The 20,631-nt window shown below is 47.7% G+C and carries 20 protein-coding genes; 5 read left to right on the plus strand and 15 right to left on the minus strand.

The genetic code is table 11. From position 1 onward, the window contains the following. Positions 1-24: 24 nt before the first annotated feature. Positions 25-2,247: a glycoside hydrolase family 19 protein gene (locus tag KFF03_RS06775; protein ID WP_255860034.1), complete on the minus strand. Its 2,223-nt coding sequence runs from the start codon at positions 2,245-2,247 to the stop codon at positions 25-27. A 26-nt stretch (positions 2,248-2,273) separates the two neighbouring features. Further along, positions 2,274-2,531, minus strand: coding sequence for a hypothetical protein (locus tag KFF03_RS06780; protein ID WP_255860043.1), 258 nt, complete (start codon positions 2,529-2,531; stop codon positions 2,274-2,276). A 357-nt stretch (positions 2,532-2,888) separates the two neighbouring features. On the opposite strand from KFF03_RS06780, the gene KFF03_RS06785 reads away from it, so the two are divergent. Then, complete coding sequence (locus tag KFF03_RS06785; protein WP_255860052.1) at positions 2,889-4,460, plus strand: BCCT family transporter; 1,572 nt, start codon at positions 2,889-2,891, stop codon at positions 4,458-4,460. A 150-nt stretch (positions 4,461-4,610) separates the two neighbouring features. Next, positions 4,611-6,182: a BCCT family transporter gene (locus KFF03_RS06790; RefSeq protein WP_255860068.1), complete on the plus strand. Its 1,572-nt coding sequence runs from the start codon at positions 4,611-4,613 to the stop codon at positions 6,180-6,182. 69 nt (positions 6,183-6,251) lie between these two features. Here KFF03_RS06790 and KFF03_RS06795 read toward each other — a convergent pair whose 3' ends face one another. Together KFF03_RS06795 and KFF03_RS06800 are read right to left on the minus strand one after the other, a co-directional pair. Next, positions 6,252-6,953, minus strand: coding sequence for a 3'-5' exonuclease (locus KFF03_RS06795; protein WP_255860070.1), 702 nt, complete (start codon positions 6,951-6,953; stop codon positions 6,252-6,254). A 3-nt stretch (positions 6,954-6,956) separates the two neighbouring features. After that, positions 6,957-8,858 (minus strand): DUF294 nucleotidyltransferase-like domain-containing protein, encoded by a 1,902-nt coding sequence (locus KFF03_RS06800; protein WP_255860079.1) that lies wholly within the window; start codon positions 8,856-8,858, stop codon positions 6,957-6,959. Between the two features lie 230 nt (positions 8,859-9,088). Here KFF03_RS06800 and KFF03_RS06805 point away from each other — a divergent pair, with 230 nt between their 5' ends. Then, positions 9,089-9,463, plus strand: a complete 375-nt coding sequence (locus KFF03_RS06805) for a helix-turn-helix domain-containing protein (RefSeq protein WP_255860081.1) — start codon at positions 9,089-9,091, stop codon at positions 9,461-9,463. Between the two features lies 1 nt (position 9,464). Here KFF03_RS06805 and KFF03_RS06810 read toward each other — a convergent pair whose 3' ends face one another. The 3 genes from KFF03_RS06810 to KFF03_RS06820 all read right to left on the minus strand — a co-directional run bounded on the left by KFF03_RS06810 (position 9,465) and on the right by KFF03_RS06820 (position 12,224). Further along, the gene (locus KFF03_RS06810; protein WP_255860083.1) at positions 9,465-9,767 is read right to left on the minus strand and encodes a hypothetical protein; all 303 of its coding nucleotides are present in this window, start codon (positions 9,765-9,767) and stop codon (positions 9,465-9,467) included. Between the two features lie 138 nt (positions 9,768-9,905). After that, a complete protein-coding gene (locus KFF03_RS06815) occupies positions 9,906-11,102 on the minus strand; it encodes an alkane 1-monooxygenase (protein ID WP_255860085.1) in 1,197 nt (398 codons plus the stop codon). A gap of 36 nt (positions 11,103-11,138) precedes the next feature. Next, positions 11,139-12,224, minus strand: coding sequence for a 2Fe-2S iron-sulfur cluster binding domain-containing protein (locus KFF03_RS06820; RefSeq protein ID WP_255860087.1), 1,086 nt, complete (start codon positions 12,222-12,224; stop codon positions 11,139-11,141). 159 nt (positions 12,225-12,383) lie between these two features. Between KFF03_RS06820 and KFF03_RS06825 the strand changes: the two genes are divergently transcribed. Beyond that, positions 12,384-13,418, plus strand: a complete 1,035-nt coding sequence (locus KFF03_RS06825; RefSeq protein WP_255860089.1) for an AraC family transcriptional regulator — start codon at positions 12,384-12,386, stop codon at positions 13,416-13,418. Here KFF03_RS06825 and KFF03_RS06830 read toward each other — a convergent pair. From KFF03_RS06830 to KFF03_RS06855, 6 genes are all read right to left on the minus strand, one after another. Then, positions 13,412-14,161, minus strand: coding sequence for an ABC transporter substrate-binding protein (locus KFF03_RS06830; protein WP_255860090.1), 750 nt, complete (start codon positions 14,159-14,161; stop codon positions 13,412-13,414). The two genes, KFF03_RS06825 and KFF03_RS06830, sit on opposite strands and share 7 nt — an antisense overlap. Positions 14,162-14,171: 10 nt before the next feature. Next, positions 14,172-14,720, minus strand: a complete 549-nt coding sequence (locus KFF03_RS06835) for a type II secretion system protein (RefSeq protein WP_255860091.1) — start codon at positions 14,718-14,720, stop codon at positions 14,172-14,174. A gap of 111 nt (positions 14,721-14,831) precedes the next feature. Further along, entirely contained in the window at positions 14,832-15,143 is a 312-nt protein-coding gene (locus tag KFF03_RS06840; protein WP_255860092.1) for an MGMT family protein, read from the minus strand. A 24-nt stretch (positions 15,144-15,167) separates the two neighbouring features. Then, complete coding sequence (locus KFF03_RS06845; RefSeq protein ID WP_255860094.1) at positions 15,168-15,986, minus strand: DNA-binding domain-containing protein; 819 nt, start codon at positions 15,984-15,986, stop codon at positions 15,168-15,170. Further along, positions 15,979-16,986, minus strand: coding sequence for a DUF692 domain-containing protein (locus tag KFF03_RS06850; protein WP_255860095.1), 1,008 nt, complete (start codon positions 16,984-16,986; stop codon positions 15,979-15,981). Before KFF03_RS06850 ends, KFF03_RS06845 begins: the two co-directional genes overlap by 8 nt. Before the next feature lie 5 nt (positions 16,987-16,991). Then, positions 16,992-17,450 carry a hypothetical protein gene (locus tag KFF03_RS06855; protein WP_255860096.1) on the minus strand — a complete coding sequence of 153 codons (459 nt, stop codon included), beginning with the start codon at positions 17,448-17,450 and terminating at the stop codon, positions 16,992-16,994. Between the two features lie 288 nt (positions 17,451-17,738). On the opposite strand from KFF03_RS06855, the gene KFF03_RS06860 reads away from it, so the two are divergent. Beyond that, on the plus strand, positions 17,739-18,572 hold the full coding sequence (locus tag KFF03_RS06860; RefSeq protein ID WP_255860097.1) for a mechanosensitive ion channel family protein: 834 nt from the start codon (positions 17,739-17,741) through the stop codon (positions 18,570-18,572). Between the two features lie 75 nt (positions 18,573-18,647). On the opposite strand, the gene KFF03_RS06865 is transcribed toward KFF03_RS06860, so the two are convergent. Together KFF03_RS06865 and yghU are read right to left on the minus strand one after the other, a co-directional pair. Further along, the gene (locus KFF03_RS06865; protein WP_255860098.1) at positions 18,648-19,406 is read right to left on the minus strand and encodes an SDR family oxidoreductase; all 759 of its coding nucleotides are present in this window, start codon (positions 19,404-19,406) and stop codon (positions 18,648-18,650) included. Positions 19,407-19,695: 289 nt separating this feature from the next. Further along, positions 19,696-20,529 (minus strand): glutathione-dependent disulfide-bond oxidoreductase, encoded by an 834-nt coding sequence (yghU, locus tag KFF03_RS06870; RefSeq protein WP_255860099.1) that lies wholly within the window; start codon positions 20,527-20,529, stop codon positions 19,696-19,698. Positions 20,530-20,631 lie beyond the last annotated feature (102 nt).

Here is a 20,631-nt window from a genome sequence, read left to right on the forward strand (position 1 = left end):
TTTTGTTTAGCTACTTACCTATTTTTACCAACCATAGTAGGATCTCTGGTTATAACAGGTCGCACTCTGCAGCTGCGTTGGGCTGTTATCCGAGATGCTTTGTGTCCAGCGATCACGGCTGTCCGCCCGTACTTCAGGCATACGGGTGATACCCAGATCGTATTGCTGATTAAAGTACGCCGCATAGGCATCGTAATACATTACCCGTTGTACCGGACCGCCATGCCAGGCGGCGGCTTTATTACATTCCAGTCCGCCGTTGACGATATTGATGACGGTACCCAAACGATAGGCAAATACATCCGCATCCGACGTATCGCCCGCAGCGGTTGGAATAACAAAACCAGCCTGGTTGCTTTGTGGTAAGCCCTGATCCTGAGTGGACGCTGAAATATTAAAGGCATCACCAAACATCACATCATGGGAGGATGGTTTGGCCCCTTGCGGGGTCATCCAGAACCAGATGCCCGACAAAATGGAGAGTTCACCATTGCTGGCCACCAGATTTGGGAACTTTAATAATTCATCACGGTTAACCACCACATCTTTCATCAGGCCGTTATCGTACAACCAGTACGAGAAGGCACCGTAGTTGTAGTTCCACGACAGCTGAATCACACCGCGGCCATAATACGAGCGGCCAGGTGCCGGTGGGTAGGATGCCGAACCCGCGTCAACATAATTAATAGCACTGCTGGCTCCGGTTGTTGGGTCTGTGCTGTAGCCCACTTCTTCAACCCAATACAGGCCGCCTTTCCAGATGGTCAGGGTTTCCTGGCCAATTTGTTGGGTGACGATCCAGGGCTCGTTAGCACTTGACCAGCTGCCCGACGTTTCACGGGAAGACTTCGCCCAGAATGCGACAAATTCTTCTGCCTGCTGTTTTGCTGTGCCTTCGTTTAAGAATTGTTTGTAACCATTGCTGGCAGCCCAGTGGTTGTATTCCAACACGGCTTTCACAAAGGCATTTAACGTAAAGGCATCGTTAGAGCCATCATTACGCACGCCGCCACCACAATCGAGGAATTGACCAGCGCTACAAGGCTCAGGAGAAACCCGTTTGCCGGAGCGTAGCGGGAATAACCAATCCCAATCCTGGCTGGTGACCTGACGTAAAAACTCATAACCCGTCGCGGGTAAGTCGACTGGTGCAGGCGTCGCGACGGCATCCGAATCATCACCGGAATCTTCCGGAATTACGGGTGGGATTTCTGGCGTTGGATTCTGGTCGGTATTGTCGCCTGCTTGATCGGTTGCTCCCTGATCGTCACCGTCGTTGGGTACCGGGGTATTGCCTGAATCCGTTTCCGAACCCGTGCCATCGGGTGTATCGCTACCGTCGGTCACGCCGCAGGAGCCAATATTGCCCTGACAGTTATCAGCAATCGTCAGCTCGGGTTTATCGCCTAACCACTTCCACGGCGTCGACCACGCGATGGTGGGCTCTGTTGTTGGTGGCAGGTCACCTCGTGTCCACCATTGTGCCTGATAATAAAGGTTGTTCAGGCGGACATAGTTGCCTTCGGTATAGATGGCAGCACTGTCCCAGACGGGTACGTCCGGGTGTGCAATGCCATTGTCATTGGGTGGTACTGTATTCTCTGAATCGTTGCCAGAGTTTGAGTCTGAATCGTTAGGTTGCCCGGCATTATCATCGGTGGAACTACCATCGCCGGAGTCGTTGCTGTTATCGGAGCTGTTGCCGGAGTCATTACCTGCTTCCCCTTCAGCAGCCGATGGCGTTCCCAGGGCGGCTAACGTGGCCGCAGATTCCGGGCAACTGTTTTGTAAAACCCACACTGAGCTGCTGGCCGAGGGTTTTTCCTGAGTCCACCACTTATTGGTGTAGCACTGTGATTCCAGTTTAACAGTGTGGCCACCGGGGTAGGCAGCGTTGGCATTCCAGGGTAAGGCTACCGATTGCCCTGATAGAGATGCACTTAATAATTCAGCTGTCGACAGGTCAGTCTGTACCTGTAGCGCAATACTGACTAATTCCCAGGGGGAGTTTCCCGGATAAAACTGAGGGACATTACCAGCATCGGCAAACCACTTATTGCGAAAGTCACCGACCAAATAGCTGCCATCGGCTTGCTGTTGCGCATGACGAACCAAAGTGCCTGTTTGGCTGTAGCTGGTGTTAGGGTTAAATATTTCACTAGCAACCAATGCAGGCGTAACAGACACGCTGGCAGCAGCCTGAATGGAGACGGCTAGTAAGGTCGGTAAATAATAAAAATTGCTCATCAATTTCACCTGTTTATTCTTTTTTATTAGCGGCTCTGGTTGCCGTTAACCACATAAGCTTGCTGAGTGTTCCGGTATTTTTCCTGATTAAACGAGCCGTCCTGATTTTGATAATTCGGTTGTGGCACAACCTGCATCGCCGGTGCGGTTTGTGGTTGGCTCAGGCTTTCCTGGGTGTCTGAGCCTGGCCCTGAATCAGAGTCAGAACCCGAGCCACACGCGGATAAAATAAATGCAGCAAACATAATTGCTGGTAAGTGTTTTTGATGGTGTTTCTTTTTCATGGCGTCTTCACTGTTGAGTGGTATCTCTATTATTTAGACGCGAGGAATTCAGACGATACAAGCGGCGATTTTTAAAATTAAAAAAGTTGAAGGTTAAGTCTCATTTTTAAAATCAATGGCTTTTTTGTGATTCAGGAATGTTGAATGATTATCGGATAAAAAAACCGTAGTTCAGTGATGGTACGGTAATCTGTTTTGTTGTTAGAAGGAGTAGGGAAATGTATTGATTAGACCTCAAATAAATTGAGATCTAACTTTAAGTGCAGGCCTGAACCCAGGTTTTTTCTGCTTTGCCTTAGTGAATACAAGTTTGTTATGCTCAGTTGTATTTAGAGTTCTAATAAAAAAGAGGCAGGAATGAGTCACTCGGAAGACAAATACAGTATTGAAAATACGGATTACACCATTGGGCAGGACAATGTGCAGAAATGGGGGTTTGATGTTCATAACCCCGTGTTTGGTATCAGTGCTGCGCTGATTGTTATTTTTCTACTCGCGGTACTGATCAGTGATACCGCAACCGCTAAAGCCACACTGGATGGCCTGAAATGGAACATTATTGGCACTTTTGATTCTTTCTTTATCTGGTCTGCCAATATTCTGCTGCTGTTTTTTATTGCTCTGTTTATTTCCCCTTTTGGAAAAATTCGCCTGGGCGGTGAAAATGCTGAAACTGAGCACTCGTTATTATCCTGGGTGGCGATGTTATTTGCTGCGGGTATTGGTATTGGCTTGATGTTCTGGGGAACTGCGGAGCCGGTAGCTTATTACACGGGTTGGTATGAAACGCCGTTAGGTGTTGAAGCCAAAACTCCGGAAGCGGCTGAACTGGCAATGGCGGCAACCATGTACCACTGGGGTTTCCACGCCTGGGCGATTTACGGGATTGTGGCTTTGTCTCTGGCCTTTTTTGCGTATAACAAAGGGCTGCCGTTATCGATTCGTTCAGTTTTTTACCCATTATTGGGCGACCGTACCTGGGGCTGGGCAGGCCATTTAGTGGATATTTTAGCGGTATTGGCCACGCTGTTTGGTTTGGCAACGTCATTGGGCTTAGGCGCACAGCAAGCTGCTGGTGGTATTAACCATGTGTTTGGTGTTGAAGGTGGCATTGGTCTGCAGGTTCTGGTGATTGTTTTTGTCACGGCGCTGGCCATTGTATCCGTTGTGCGTGGCCTTGAAGGTGGTGTGAAGGTGCTCAGTAACGTCAATATGTTAATGGCACTGGCGTTTTTACTCTTTGTAGCGGCGGTTGGTTTTGGTCCTGCTATGGCGAATATCCCGGTGACATTTGGCGCCTACTTGGAAAATATCATTCCGTTGAGCAATCCGCATGGTCGTGAAGACGAAGCCTGGCTGCAAGGTTGGTCGGTATTTTACTGGGCGTGGTGGGTTTCCTGGTCACCATTCGTCGGTATGTTTATCGCCCGTGTTTCCAAAGGACGTACGCTGAGAGAATTTATTGCTGGCGTATTAATCGTTCCAACCGTGATCACCGCGATCTGGATGGCTGTTTTTGGTGGCATTGCGATTGATCAGGTTGCTAATAATATTGGTTCGCTGGGTGCGAACGGTATTACCGAAGCGTCTATGACGACCTTCCAGATGATTGAGCAGTTACCGCTGGCAAATATTATGTCGGTGATTGGTATTGCTCTGGTTCTGATTTTCTTTATTACTTCTTCTGACTCTGGCTCGCTGGTAATCGACAGCATTACGGCGGGCGGTAAAATTGATGCGCCTGTGCCACAGCGTATTTTCTGGGCCACCATTGAAGGCGCGATTGCCGCTGCCTTGTTATGGATTGGCGGTACCGAAGCGATGCAGGCATTGCAGGCAGGTACTATTTCAACCGGATTACCGTTCACCTTTGTCTTGCTGCTGATGTGTGTCAGTCTGATTTTAGGCTTGCGAACGGAAAAGCGCTGAGAAAGCCTGATTATTGTCAGCATCTCCGCTCTACTCTTCAGTCGCTCAGAACTCTCTGAGCGACATTGCCAATCGTGGCAGCCTTTTTGATTATCTTCTTAACAATTTGTTATCCTGCGCTTGTTTAGAGTTCAAACTAACGAGGTAACAATGAGTCACCCGGAAGATAAGTACAGCATCGAAAACACCGATTACACCATTGGGCAAGATAATGTTCAGAAGTGGGGTTTCGATGTTCACAACCCGGTTTTTGGGACCAGTGCAGCGTTAATTCTGCTGTTTCTGGCGGCGGTTTTGTTGGTAGAACCCGCGACAGCAAAGGCCTCTTTGGATGGTATCAAGTGGGATATTATCGGTAGCTTCGATGCTTTTTTTATGTGGTCGGGCAATATTTTTGTGTTGTTCTGTCTGGTTCTGTTTTTTTCCCCCTTCGGCAAAATTCGCTTAGGTGGCGATACCGCCCGTGCTGAGCATTCGATGATTTCCTGGCTGGCGATGTTATTTGCCGCAGGCATGGGGATTGGCCTGATGTTTTGGGCGGTGGCAGAACCCGTTGCCTACCTGACTGGCTGGTATAAAACCCCGTTAGGTGTTGAAGCCAATACCCCGGAAGCCGCCCGTATGGCGATGGGAGCAACCATGTATCACTGGGGACTGCACCCATGGGCTATTTATGCCGTCGTGGCGTTATCGTTGGCATTTTTTGCTTATAACAAAGGCCTGCCATTATCCATTCGTTCCATTTTTTATCCGCTGTTGGGTGATCGTGCCTGGGGTTGGGCCGGGCATATCGTTGATATTCTGGCAGTGTTGGCGACCCTATTTGGCTTGGCTACTTCGTTGGGCTTAGGCGCTCAGCAAGCAGCCAGTGGCCTGCAGCACGTCTTTGGCATCGAAAGTACGGTAACGGTTCAGATCCTTGTTATTGTTGCGGTAACCTTGCTGGCAATCGTGTCGGTAGTCCGTGGCCTGGAAGGCGGGGTGAAAGTTCTCAGTAATATTAATATGCTGGTGGCTGTTGGCTTATTGCTTTTTGTTGCTGTTGTGGCATTTGGCCCGGCAATCGCCAATATTCCCGTAACCATTGGCGCGTATCTGGAAAATATTATCCCTTTAAGTAATCCGCATGGCCGTGAAGACGAAGCCTGGTTCCAGGGTTGGACGGTATTTTATTGGGCCTGGTGGATTTCCTGGTCGCCATTTGTCGGAATGTTTATTGCGCGTGTTTCCAAAGGTCGTACCATCCGTGAATTTATAGCCGGTGTGTTATTGGTGCCAACCGCGGTGACCATTATCTGGATGTCGGTATTTGGTGGCATTGCGATTGAGCAGGTGATGGCAAAGGTCGGAGCGCTGGGGACAGAAGGGTTGACCGATGTGCCTCTGGCGATGTTCCAGATGTTCGATCAGTTGCCGCTGGGCCACGTGTTGTCCGTGATTGCCATTGTGTTAGTGCTGGTATTCTTTATTACGTCTTCCGACTCCGGCTCTCTGGTGATTGATAGCATTACAGCGGGTGGAAAAATTGATGCGCCAGTGCCTCAACGTATTTTCTGGGCGGCCATTGAAGGTGCTATTGCTGCGGCATTATTGTGGATTGGTGGCACAGAAGCCATTCAGGCATTACAAGCCGGCGCTATTTCAACCGGGTTGCCGTTTACCTTTGTTCTGCTGTTAATGTGTGTGAGCCTGGTCATGGGGCTACGAACGGAAAAGCGCTGATTAATAGTTAGTCGTATTCTTTATAACGGCCCGTGTTCTGAAAAGAACGCGGGCTTTTTTATGCTTGTGTTATAACCAGACATCACCAATCCGTGCATCATCACGATAATGATACGCGGCCTGAGCCTGAAATAATTCAGCGGTGGCAATCGCATCGGTTAACGCATGGTGTGCTTTGTAATAAGGCAATGAATACCGCCGACGACAATCGTGTAAACGTACAGAGCCTGTTGGTCGTCTCATTAAGCGTCCAATCAACCCCTGGCGGCGTAACAGTGCCTGCTGCTCAATTTCCATGGTATCGATCACCGGAAAATCCAGTGTTTCTTCGATGCGCTGCATCAACGCATGATGAATAAACTGACGCTCGATCGCCCGGTGATGCACTACCACTACACGACCAGCCAGTGCCGTTAATAATGGCTGCAGGATGGTATCGAGATCCGGTGCCCGGCGAACTTCATCATGTGTGATGCCATGAATCACTACCGACTCTTCTTCCAGAGGCTGATTGGGTTTGACTAACCATTCTGCGGACTGGCTGAGCTGAATACGTTTCAGAGTAAAAGGTACCAGGCCAATACTGATGATGTCGTCTTCCTGAGGATTCAAACCAGTGGTCTCAAAATCCAGTGCCACAAAGGGAGTATGGCTGAGCAGGCAGTCATTATTGACCATGCCTTCGGCATAATAGTCGCGCAGACGACGATCGCTGGCGTTGGCATGTGCCTGTACAAAATATTCCGCCCAGTTTTTCGCTTGATTATTCATCGTTTATTTAACATCCAGCGGGCGGCCTGATTGATAGCGGAATTTTAAAAATGCCTGAGCTTTATCCAATACCTGAAACGCCTCTTTTAAATTACGACGTTCAAAGGTGGATAAATTATCCGGTTCAATATTGTTATCCGGCTCATCACCGCGCTCGATATCCAACGCCTGATGACGAATACGAACCATGGCGATGTATTCCAATGCATCACTTAAATCGCGACCTTTACCAGGTGGTAACAGGTTTGCACGAATAATATCGTCCAACCGCTCGAAGGAGTTTTGTGCCCGTGAGCCAACCGCCAGTGAGTGAACCCGAATCACATCCGACAGCGGGGCGGTGCCACGACGTTTTAAATTAATGGAATTGTTATGGCGGCCATCCTGCTCCATCACAAATCCTTTAAAGAAGCCCAGCGGTGGTGTTCGATTGAGAGAATTACGCGCCAGATAGGCTAGAAATTTAGGCGATTGTCTGGCTTTGCGGGCAATAAACCCGGTGAGCTGGTCTGCCCATTTTTCTTTACCGTGTACGCCATCTAAATCAAAAAAGATCGACGAGTGCAGCAATGCTTTAGGGGAAGGGTTTTCCATCCAGTCTGAAAACTGTTGCTGCCATTGCTTCAGAGTTAATCGCCATTCCGGGTTTTTGGCCATGATGTCACCGTCACAATATTTGTAGCCACAGGCGGCCAGACCATCACAAACAAATTCAGAAAGCTGGTGGAAATATTCGCCATGTTCGGCTTCGTTATAACGGTTATCAAGGATAATGGCATTGTCCTGATCAGTTACAATCAGCTGCTCATCCCGTGCCATAGAGCCCAGCGCCAGAAAGCAATAAGGAATCGGAGGAGGGCCAAAAATTTCTTCCGCCAATTCTAACAAGCGTTGTTTAAAACTTCGGCCAATTACTGCCATAGCAGAACCAATCATGTGTGAATTGGCATCTTCATTCACCATACGCACATAAATATTGGGCAACTGTTCCGCGAGTTTCGCTAAATCGTCAACGCTGTTTTGTGAAAAGATACTACGCACGAATAACAGGCTGTTTTGTGACTCGTGTTGAACAATATCCGACAAGGCCACCACGCCAATAGGCTTGTAGCGATGCACGATGGGCAGGTGGTGCACGTTCTGGCGCAGCATCAGCAACATGGCTTCAAACACGTAAGCGTTGTCATCAATCATCACCATATCCGGTGACATAATTTCGCCCGCCTGGGTGGATAAGGGTAAACCTTCGGCCAGCACCCGAACCCGCAAGTCACGGTCGGTGATAATGCCAACGACCTGGCCATCGTCATCGTCAGGGTCGGTGGCAATGGGTTTATCCGGGTCGGTAACCAGAATGGACGACACCCGCTCTTCGCTCATTATTTTGGCAATAGCGGGTACATCGATATCCTTGGTAATGGTCACAGCTTCACGGGTGATGAGCGATTTAATTTTGACCGTGGTTAAATCATTATCATCGGCTTGTTTTGAAATAGTACGGCGTAATAAATCACCACCTTCTGCTTCAAAATAATCGGCGAAAAAATCAAAGTCATCACAAAACTGGTCGAATAAATCCGCCGGTAGGCAGTAGAGCAGAGTGTCTTCGATGGCTTTCACCGGATAACGTACCCGCCGGTTCATCAATAGCGCCATTTGCCCAAACACATCACCACTGTCGAGGCGATTATAGAGTTCGCCATTACGGCGGTACGTTTCGACGGCACCACTGCGCACCACATACAGATCCTGAATCGGATCACCATAATTCAGAATCTCTTGTCCGGCCCGGACATAACTGATTTCGGCTTGTTGTGCTAATAACAGCAGTGCTTCTTCGGGGAGTTCTTCAAACGGTGGGTGTTGTTGAAGAAAGCGGGCGATTTCCTGTAATTCTGCTTGCATGATGCTATCCGAACATAATTCAGATACAGGCTAACACGAGGCCTGGGATTTTCTGAACACTGTGGGACTCTTTCTGAACACCGTGACACTCTTTCCTAATACTGTGGCGCTCTGGATTGCAGGAGGTGTGCAACTCGGCATGTAGGTTATCATTGAATACCAGGTTACTCTATTTCATAATAAACAATCGATTGATAGTCAGGCACTGGTTAATAGTTCAGGAAATTGCGATGAGTACAGCTGAAAAACGAATTTTTGTGCAGGATGAAAACTGCCCGATCCGCAATGTGGTGGTTCATATTGGTGATAAATGGTCGGTTTTGATTGTGTTTGCGCTGGTTGATGGAGCCGATCGCTTTAATTCGTTAAAGAAACGCATCGAAGGGATTTCACAGCGAATGCTGACACAAACGCTGCGTGACCTGGAGCGCGATGGATATGTACTGCGTACTGTTTATCCAGAGGTGCCGGTAAAAGTGGAATATGAATTAACGGAGCTGGGTCGAGGATTGGCTAAAGCTGCTTGGGGGCTGGTTTCCTGGGCCGATCAGCATCTGGATGATGTGAAACAAGCCCGCTCAGATTATGATTTGCGGAAGGAGTGAGTTAATCACTATTATCCGATGAATTATTATGCTGGTGCCCCGCATGAAACCCTGTCGCATCAGTATTCGAATCATGGTTTTTACTTCTAACGTAAACTTGATTACTGGAATTGCTATTAGAGTTATTGATAGTGAAAAAGAAAATTATGATCGGGCCAAGATAAGGAACTACTAGACTGAATAGCGCTTGGGCTTTTTTCTGTTTTTCATTGACCACATCGACGATTGCAACAGTGGCAATTGTAAAAAGTACCATCCCTAAATGCACCCAAATTGCTGTAACATAAAAATTGTCAGTTAGCATATTGATGTCTCTCGTATTTCTAAGTGTCGATAGTTAGAAACTTTAAGTTTATCGATATTTTTGTTTGAAGACTAATTCAATACTATCAGTGATCTTTGATTAAGAAAGAGGCCTGTGCGGCCTCTGGTCAGCGGCGAGTTAAGCGATCTGAGTTTTGGCCAGTGGGTTGCCACTGGTTGATTGCTGAAACGCTTTGATGCCGCTTTTTGCGTTGGCTTCCTTAACCAGCTCCAGCTCTTCAGTGGTTGCGTATTTGGAATCCCACTCTAACACTTTGGGTGTCATTAATTTGTGCCACAGCGGAGGAATCAGGGCGATGACGATGGTGGTGAGGTAGCCGCTGATCATCATTGGCGCATCCGGGTAAGGTTTCAGGTCCTGATAAGGGACTTCACCCTGAGCATGATGGTGTGAGTGGCGGGTCAGGTTAAACATCGACCATGAACTGATACGTTTGTTGGTATTCCATGAATGGCGTGGCTGAACCGATGTTTCCGGGTTGCGCACCATGCCGTAATGTTCCATGTAATTAACAATTTCAAGCAGCGATTTGCCCCATAACATACAGGCAATAAAAAACATCATTGCCACAAAACCGCCCATGGCATACGCCGCAGCAACCAATAACATGCTCATCAGATGACCACGAATCACAGCATTGTGCCAGCCAAATAAAGACAGGCGTTTGCGTTTCAGGCGCTTTTTCTCAATGTTCCAGGCACTGATATTACCTTTGAGGGTAGAGACCAGAATATGAAAATAAACATTACGACCACGGGGCGCGGTTGCCGGATCTTCTTTGGTGGAAACATAACGATGATGGCCGTATACGTGCTCGATCGAAAAAATGGTGTCGAAGCTGAAAGCCAATAACCAACGCCCAACCAACATAGAGATTGGGTCCCAGGTGCGATGCGTTAATTCGTGTGCGGTAATGGTACCGATCAAGCCAATCATCAAACCACTTGTGACAAAAGCCGAGATGTGATGAATCCAGGCAGTATTTTCGCGTGCGGCAAGTACGTCATAACCGGTGATCTGAGTTAGCCATGCCCCTATGCCAAAAACATCGGTATCGCTGACACTCCAGATGGAAGCAAACATAATCAGGCTCAACAATGGCAAAGCCATCCACAGTTGTACGGTGAGAATGGTTGGATGAGCAAAATCCGGGGTGCTGGTGTCATCGCCGGAGATTGCATCTCCCACAATATAAAATAACAGTAACGTGATTAAGCCATAACTGATCCATGCGCCACCGGCGAACAGCGATGCCAGAGCCGCAAGGCCAATAAGATGAAACAGAAAAAATTTTAAGTAATGGAAAATTTTCATGTTGTTCTCCTTTTATTTTTGTTTTAGGGCCTGTTGTCAGGCGCTTTTTTTCACATCGACAGCCTTTTGCATATCAACCGTGATAAAACGATCGGCATAAATATGGTTAGCGCTGATGCCCAGTTTTTTTAATACGGTTTCAGCGGCGTCAATCATGGCCGGAGGGCCACATAAATAAGCATGACTCTCTGGCAATAAAGCGGGTTGAATAAAATCACTGACCAAACCGCGTTTTCCATTCCAGTTGGAGGTGTCTGCTTCGTCGGATAACACAGGAGTAAATTCAAAGCTGGCATGCCAGTGTCGTCGGATGTTGTCGATGCGCTCCAGAGCGTATAAATCTTGCTGGCTGCGTGCTCCGAACAGTAATAACAATGGGCGATGGCGTGACTGTTGGACTTCCGCTTCTAACATGGCAATAACGGGTGCCAGACCACTACCACCGGCGACCATTACAATGGGGTTTTGCGCCGGTCTGAGCCAGAAATCACCGAGCGGCCCTTTGATGTCAATTCGTTCTCCGGTCAGATCTTTTTGATTAACGGCTCCTGAAAAACGCCCACTAGGCACTTCTCGAACAAAAAAGCTCAGTGTATTTTCTTTGTTTTGAGAACGATTTGACGGAGAGGCGGGAACAGAAGCAAAAGAATAGCTGCGCGCCAGGTCAGGTAAGCTTGCTAAGGTGAGGTCGGCAAACTGGCCGGGTTGGTAAGAAACCGGCGTGTCAGTACGAACGACCAATTCGGTAATATCATGAGTCAGGCGCTTCTGGGCAATCACTTTCCCTGCGGTATGCTCGATGGACTGCTGTGGCAGATCAAGCCTGATGCTGATATCCGTTTCAGGTACGCTCTGGCAAGCCAGGATATAGCCATTATCCAGATCCTCATCCGACAAAATGTAGCCGACATCGGTCAGCTCTTTTACTTTGCCAGCTCTCAGCTGGCACTTACAGGCGGCACAACCGCCTACCCGACAGGAGTGTGGAAATTCAATGTCATGTCGTAATGCCGCATTCAGCAATGTTTCCTGAGGGTTAACCTCAATTGTCTGGCCGTTGATATTGGCAGTGTGCGGCTTTTTATTTTCCGGCTTTTTATTTTTCTGGAAAAATGAAAACATAGTTAGGTCCTGAGTATCTGATGAGTGCCTTCAAGATAATGATCAGGTTAGGGCATGAATCGGTTTTGCCAGAGAGCAGAGATTGACAGTAGGGGGTCATTTTTTGACAACCGCAAAACAATAATAAAAAACGACCTGGGCTAGAGCGGAGCTAACAACATGGTGAAGAGCGGCTTGAAAGAAAAAACAACGGACGACATCACGTTGCCGGGTTTTTACGTCTTGCAGATTTTTGAGGTGGTGGCCGGCTTTGGTATTGATACGGCGGAATGGCAGGCACAGCTTGGATTAAGTCATGTCTCAGAAGACTCGGATTCCGTCACCATGCCCTGGGACACTTTTATGCGCCTGGTACAACAGGCTGAGCATTATGCGGGTGATCAGGCGGTTGGTTTATTGGTGGGGCAGCGGTTGGCCGTGAATACTCATGGCATCCTCGGATTTGCCGCCATGAACAGCGGTTCAATTCGCCAGGTTGTGGAGCTGGTCGCCCGGTTTATTCCATTACGTACTGACCTGATTCATATCAACGGCGGGCAGCAGGGTGATCAATATCAGATTGTATTTCAGCAGCAACGGGAACTCGGTGTTATCCGCGCCAGTGTCTTAGAAGCTATTGTATTGGCCATTAAAAATATTCTTGATTTTATCAGCATGGGAACAGCGTTACAGGCGCGTATTGCACTGCCTTATTCCCCACATACGTATGCCGACTTATTGCCCGGTTTATTTCAGTCGCCGGTGGATTTTAATCAGGATTGGGTGGGCATTTCAGTTCCTCTATCGGTTGTCGATCAGCCGTTAAAAATGGCCAATAATGCCAGTTTTCGTGAAGCCATTGATATTTGTCAGAAAGAGTTGGAAGCGTTAGAAAATCAGGGAACATTAGCGGCGCAGATACAGCAATTGTTGTTATCGGGCCATCATCCGTTTCCGACGTTGGAAGCGGCCGCAAAAAGTGTTTATATGACCCCCAGAACCTTACATCGACGCCTACAGGAAGAAGGCACCAGTTATAAAAAACTGATTGAGGATATACGTCATCGTCTGGCGCTGCAGCATCTTAAAAAAGGTGATTTAACCATTCAGCAGGTGGCTTATGCACTGGGGTATTCGGATGTGGCGAATTTCAGGCGAGCCTTTAAGCGTTGGCAGGGCGTGCCCCCGGCGGAATACCTGAACAGTCTTCACTGATGCCCGTATTTATCCATAATTTGCTGATAAATGCCGAGCTTTTTAATATCTTTTAATCCCTGATTGTAATCATCACGAATGGCTGGGTTATTGAAAACCGGCATGGCTGGGACATCATTAAATATATGATGATATTCACTAATGGCTTTCTTGAAGCCCGCCTGCTGATAAAAATAATGAAAAATCCGGCGATCTAACAACACCAGGTCAGTGCGTTGGTTGATTAATAAATCAATAAGTCGCGACATATCGCGGTGTTCATAATATTCCGGTGCCTGTTCGCAGGCCTGAATAAATGCTGAGCCAAAATACCCGCCAGCTCCCTGAAAGGTTGCCAGACGATAATGTTTCAGGTCATCAATCGATGTCAGGGTAACAGGGTTGCTTTTCAGCGAAAACAAGGTGGGGTGATACAGAATATGTGGGTCGCCGGTGTACAGATCTGCCTGGTCCGGGGCGAAGCTGGGCACAATCACATCCACACGTTTCATCTGCAATTCTGCCATGGCTCTGTGTAAGCTCATAAATTGCACCTGAACCTGATAACCTTGCTGCTCCAGAGAGGACACAACCGTTTCAATATCGAGGCCTCCCAGCGGATCCCGGATCATATAAGGCGGGCCTTCAGACGTGGCCAATATCAGGGACTTATTGGGTTTGGGGATTGTTAGGTCGGCGTTTGCCTGAGCGCTGCTGGAAATGGCAACAAATGACAGCAATAACGCTAATAAAAAAGACTTCACACTAACATTCTCAACACGCGGGTAATAATGGACTCTGTCCGCATACTCTGACACTACCGTCGCGAGAATCATAGCGAATAATAATTTGCCCGGTATTTTGATTGCCGGTGTCACCCTGAGCACGATACACGTAGCTGCAAACCCGATTCTGGGTATGCCGGAAGGAACGGTATTGCTGGTTATTATTGTTGTGAGCCACACTTGGCGCTTCACTCAGCAACCCTTGCCACAACTCTGCACAGCCTTTGCTTTGGCGACCGATATTTTCATTGCCATTGCCCTTATCAATACCAATTGGATATCCCTGGTTATTGGTATCAACATTGTCGTTACCAAAGCCTTGCAGATTCTGCACCCGGGTAGCGTGCCCTTGGCTCTGAAACAGGGCTTTTACGGTGTTAACGGAGCTGCGCAGACTACCGGCAACTCCTTCTGCCTGTGCAATTACGGCTTCATCTGATAAATCGGAAAATCGCGGAAGAATGACGGCAGAAAGAATACCTATTAAAACAATAGCTACGATTAGCTCTATTAATGTAAAAGCGCGGGAGGCGTTCATTTGGGCTGCCCAAAGCGAATATTGCCTTAATTATAGGAAAGTCACCGGGAAATGCCCTGCTCAAAAGGGCTAATACTGTATGCGATGTTCTGGAGGGCTCAGTCCTGGCAGTTACAAGCCAAAGTGCGACAAATTGATGCGATATTGCTCACTGACTTCAACGCCTTCTTCACGCAGCCGGTTGGCCTGGCGGTCGGCGGCATTACTGCCCGCCGGAAAGCTGATCTTGCCCTGAGCATTGATCACCCGGTACCACGGTAAGGTACTGTCGGCAGGAAGCTTTTTTAAGGTTTGTCCGACCCAGCGAGCACGTCGCGGCATCCCGGCCAGTTCTGCTAGCTGGCCATAAGTAACGACCTTACCGCTGGGTATATTGGCGAGAACGGTGTACAACCGTTCGCTGGCGGATAACGTTTCTGTCATCGGATTCGTTCTGGTATTTACCGTTCAGTCGTTGACAATAATGGCGCGGATAATGCCCATGTCAAACCAGGCCTGTAAAGCCTGTAATACCTGAATGGCGGCATTTTCTTCATCAAACCAGGTCAACATCAGTTCGCACTGTTGCGCAAAATTATGGCCAGCTAAAAAACCGCTGATTAATGCGTGTTGATAAGGTTGTAGTGAAATAAACTCGGTCAGTCGTTCAGAGCCTCGCCAGATCAACCAATGTCGTAGTTCACCGGTTTCTGGCTGTGATGGTATTTGTTCTGCTTTTAAAGCCTGCCAGCTCTCTACGGCATTAGTGTGGCAGCTGAATAACTGGACGCTGGCATGAAAACGAAACTGAATCGCAGGCCATAAATCGGGCGAGATGGCCTGTAATTCGGCAAAGCTGGCATGCTCACTGTCGGCGGCATCAAAGGCTGTTATCAAGCGGCGTTCAAAAGCAGCCAGCTCTGACAATAACGGGTATTGGCAAAAGAATTCATCGTTGGCCAGATATTCCGGCAATGCATCCGCAAACTGACGCAACGAGCGGAAGGTCGATGGGTACTGGCGGACATAACCTTCAACCATTTGTTCAAACAAGTCATCACCCAGATACAAGCCAAGAATTTCATGGTCGGTATCGATGGTTTCGCGCAGACGCAATACATAGCCATTGGCGTAAATTTGCATACGGCTGGCAGCGGGCAAGCCCGTTTGTTCACTGACCCAACTGTGAAACTGTTCGCCAGTTTGTTGGTTCGGCGTTAGCAGGTATTGCATAAAATCCTGCTGCAGTTTTTTTAATTCCGGTACGTTACAGTCCTGATCAGCCATATTTCACTTCCTGTGTTGCTTTGGAATGAATAGTAAGTTGTTCAGGCGTTAGCTGCTGCTGAGCTATATCTTTGGCTATTTGTAATTCAGCGTACAACTCGGGAAAATCCGGGATATTGTCGTCGCGTTCAATCATCGTACTGACTGCACCAAAACGATTGAGCGCTTCTTTGTACAGTTGCCATACGGCATCCGGAACGTCATGGTCGTGGGTATCAATCACATGATCACCAAAGTCACTGTGGCCAGCTAAATGAAATTGTTGCACACGTTTGGGGTCAATTTTGTTTAAAAAATCCAGCGGCTCAAAATGGTGGTTACGCGCACTGACATAAATATTGTTAATGTCGAGCAGAATTAAACAATCGGCTTCTTCAGCCACCTGAGATAAAAACGTCCATTCATCCATTTCGCTGTTGTTGTATGACAAATAGCTGGAGACATTCTCTAATAAAATGCGGCGGCCTAAAAAGTCCTGAACCTGTTTTACCCGCTCTGCCACATGGCGGACGGTTTCCTGAGTGTAGGGTAGGGGTAATAAATCGTGGCTGTTCTGACCGTGGATTGAGGTCCAGCAAATGTGATCAGAAATCCATTTAGGTTGTACATCGTTGGCCAGTTTTTTTAACGCTTTTAAATAATCCATATCCAATGGATCGGTGCTGCCAATCGACATGGATACACCATGCATGACTAACGGATAACGTTCTGCGATGGCCTCGAGGTAATAGCGGGGTTTGCCACCGGCAACCATGTAGTTTTCTGACAAAATTTCAAACCAATCTATATCCGGCTGATGTTGCAATACATGCTCAAAATGTTGGGTTCTCAACCCCAGGCCAAAGCCCAGAAACGGATGTGTGATGGAATGATCGGTGTCTTTTGTCATGGTATGGATTGCCACAAAATGGTTGTTATCGGATAAAAAGACAGAGTGGTAACCGTTAGTTAAACGACTGGCCACTCTGTCGGGTAGTACAGATGTTATATCACCTGCCAAACGACTTATGCGCCTTCTTTACCACCAATATCGGCACAAGACTTAGCGGTTGTTGCAACAAAACCAGTCCCTTTACAGGAAGCATGGCCGCCACACGCGTTGTTTGCTGTTTTACAGTCATTGTGACCTTTACAGATATTCACGCCATAGCAATGAACCAGGTCGGCTTTGGCAACAGTGCCACGCCAGTCATCTTTGATTTCACCACCAACGTCTTTACAGGCTTTAGACGGCATACCAACAAAGCCAGTACCTTTACAGGAAGCCTGACCAGAACATGAGTTGTTGGCACCACCACAGTCGTTGTGGCCTTTACAGACGTTCACGCCGTAACAATGTACCAGATCCGTTGAACCAGCAGGCGCTGCTGCGGTATCGGTGTTATAGCTTGCGCAGCCAGCCAGGCCAGCAACGGCGACTGCTAACGCAGCACCAGACAGCAGATTTTGAGCTTTTTTATTCATGGTCGTTTCCTGTTTGAAGTCAATATACGTACTTGCCAGCTGCGGTGCCCCATCGTTCGGCTGGGGTAATTTTCCGTTCCAGCGTTTTTATAGAGTAGACCCCGTTGCAGAAAGTTCAGCTGAAACGGCACTTTTTAGTATGAGCTTGTATCACCAGGGTAGTTCTGGGGTATGGGTATTTATCAAATTATGAAAAATATGAGCGTCGTTATGCCTGCCGCTATAGGAAACAAGAGTGCCTCTCTTTATGCTGTGACTAACAACTGATTGGAATATCAAGGAGATAAAATGGATAACATTAATGAGACGATTAATAACATGTATCAGCAAGCTGCTGGTATTGGTGTTGAGTACGGCGGCAAGTTGTTGTCAGCAATTCTGGTGTTGGTTATTGGTATTTGGATTATCAATAAATTAACCCGACTGGTGAGTAATCAGTCGCAAAAAGCCCTGCCGGATGAAACGCTGGCGAAATTTCTGAGCAATATATTTGAAGTTGTTCTGAAAGTATTATTAGTGATTTCGGCTGCGTCGATGGTTGGTATTGAAACAACCAGTTTTGTTGCTGTATTGGGTGCTGCAGGTTTGGCGGTTGGCCTGGCATTACAGGGGAGTTTGTCAAACTTTGCCGGTGGCGTGATGGTATTGATTTTCCGGCCATTTAAAGTCGGAGACTATGTTGAAGCTCAGGGCGTCGAAGGTGTTATTCAGGATATTGGTATTTTTGTTACAACCTTTGAAACGTTTGATAAGCGTATTCTGATTATTCCGAATGGCCCATTGGCCAATGGCAATATTATTAATCATACCAAGAGTGACGTTCGTGCCGTTGAAATCCCGATTGGAATTGCCTATTCCGATAATATCCCGGACGCTAAATTAGCATTGGAAGCTGTTCTGAAAAATGATGCGCGAGTTCTGCAGGATCAGGATAACGTTGTTGCGGTTGTGGATCTGGGCAGCAGTTCGGTTGATTTTCTGGTGCGTGCGTTTGTGAAAACAGAGGATTATTGGTCGTTATTCTTTGATATTCGTCCGTTATTAAAAGACGCTGTTGAGCAGGCGGGTTGTTCTATTCCTTTCCCTCAACGCGATGTTCACTTATTCCAGGAAAGTGCGTAACCTTTTTGGGTTTAGCCCCTTTAGCACGCGGTGCTAAAGGGGACTGCGGCCTGTTCATTAACAGGCCCCGGGAGTTTACAAACGTAAACCACCGTCTACTTCAACAACCCGACCTGATACATAGTCGTTTTCCATCAGATACGCGACTGTGTGCGCGATTTCTTCAGGCTGGCCCATACGCTTAGCCGGAATACCTGCGGTCATTTTATCCAGTGCTTCTGGTTTCATACCAGCCGTCATTTCAGTAGCAATAAAACCCGGAGCAATGGCGTTTGCGCGAATGTTGTAACGTGCCAGCTCTTTTGCCCAAACGGTTGCCATGGAAGCAACGCCGGCTTTTGCAGCAGAGTAGTTGCTCTGGCCCATGTTACCAGCGCGCGAAATGCTGGAGATATTAATAATACAACCGCCTTCACCGGACTCGATCATTTTCACGGCTGCTTCACGGCCACACAGGAAAACACCCGTCAGGTTAACGTCGATCACAGCTTGCCAGTTCGCCAGGCTCATCTTGCTGATTTCACCATCTTTGGCTTTAACCATCAGGCCATCACGCAAAATGCCTGCGTTGTTAACCAGGCCATGCAAGCCACCCATTTGTGACACGATAGCGCTGAAAGTCTCTTCCACTTGTTGCTCATTAGCAACGTTGCAAAGGAAGGTTGACGCACTTGAGCCAGCGGCTTCAATTTGTGCTTTGGTTTCATCCATGTGTTCCTGACTCAGGTCGATAACGGCGATCCTTGCCCCTTTCTGTGCCATATAAACGGCCATCGAACGGCCTAAACCCTGGCCGGCACCGGTAATGGCAATTACTTTGTCTTGTAAGTTCATCGCGAACTCCGCTTTGCTTTTATAAAAAGGGGTTAAAAATAGTATTTGGCCGGTTTTCTACTGCAAAACAAAACGTCACTGAAACCGGTCGCAGCCAACCAATCTACGAGTTGCTGGCGCAGCAGGAGTATAGACAAAAGCCGTCAGTAATGGTGCTCTTGACATTGTGGATACTACGTATTTTGCGTGATTATCAGGAAAAGGTGCTATGAATTCAGATAAGTCATTAATAATAACGTGATCCGGCGCCGACTTTTTATCGATGCCAGAATCACGAACAGCACAGAGGTTACTTAAAGTCTTCCGCAGAGTGACGTTCTGGTACTTGTTCTTCTGGTGTGCCCCATACTCGATTCACTTTCCGGCCTCGTATTACCGCTGGGCGTTGTTTGATCAGGTCACTCCAGCGATTGACATGTTGATAGCTGCTGACATCCAGGAATTCTGCCGCGTCATACAACAACCCCTGAACCAGTACGCCATACCAGGGATAAACGGCCATATCGGCAATGGTGTAGTCATCACCACAAAGATAGGTATTGTTTGCCAGGTGTTTATCCAGTACATCCAACTGGCGTTTGACTTCCATGGTGAAACGATCAATGGGGTATTCAAATTTCTCTGGTGCATAGGCGTAAAAATGGCCAAAGCCTCCACCCAGATAAGGTGCACTGCCCATCTGCCAGAATAACCAGGACAGGCATTCAGCTTTTTGTGCTGGGTCAGACGGTACAAAGGCTGAAAACTTTTCTGCCAGATATAGCAGGATGGCACCGGATTCAAAAATGCGTACCGGCTTGTCGCCTGAACGATCGACCAGAGCCGGAATTTTTGAATTTGGGTTAATGTCGGTAAAACCACTACCAAACTGATCGCCATCAAAAATATTGATCAACCAGGCATCGTACTCAGCGTCTTTGACTCCTAACTCCAGCAGTTCTTCAAACAGAATGGTGACCTTAACGCCGTTGGGGGTAGCAACCGAATAAAGATTAAACGGGTTGTCACCCACGGGAAGCTCTTTTTCAAAGGTTGCACCGGATATCGGGCGGTTAATTTTAGCGAATTTACCGCCGTTCTCCTGATCCCATTTCCAAACTTTTGGAGGTGTATATGTCGTCATAGTGGTGTTCCGTATTCAAAGCTGCATGAGTATGAGTGTTAAAACTATAAGACAGTTATTCAGAAACAAAAGTGCTTTTAAAGACTTCATTACACATTCAGT

Source organism: Bacterioplanoides sp. SCSIO 12839 (assembly GCF_024397975.1).
Lineage (GTDB): Bacteria > Pseudomonadota > Gammaproteobacteria > Pseudomonadales > Oceanobacteraceae > Bacterioplanoides.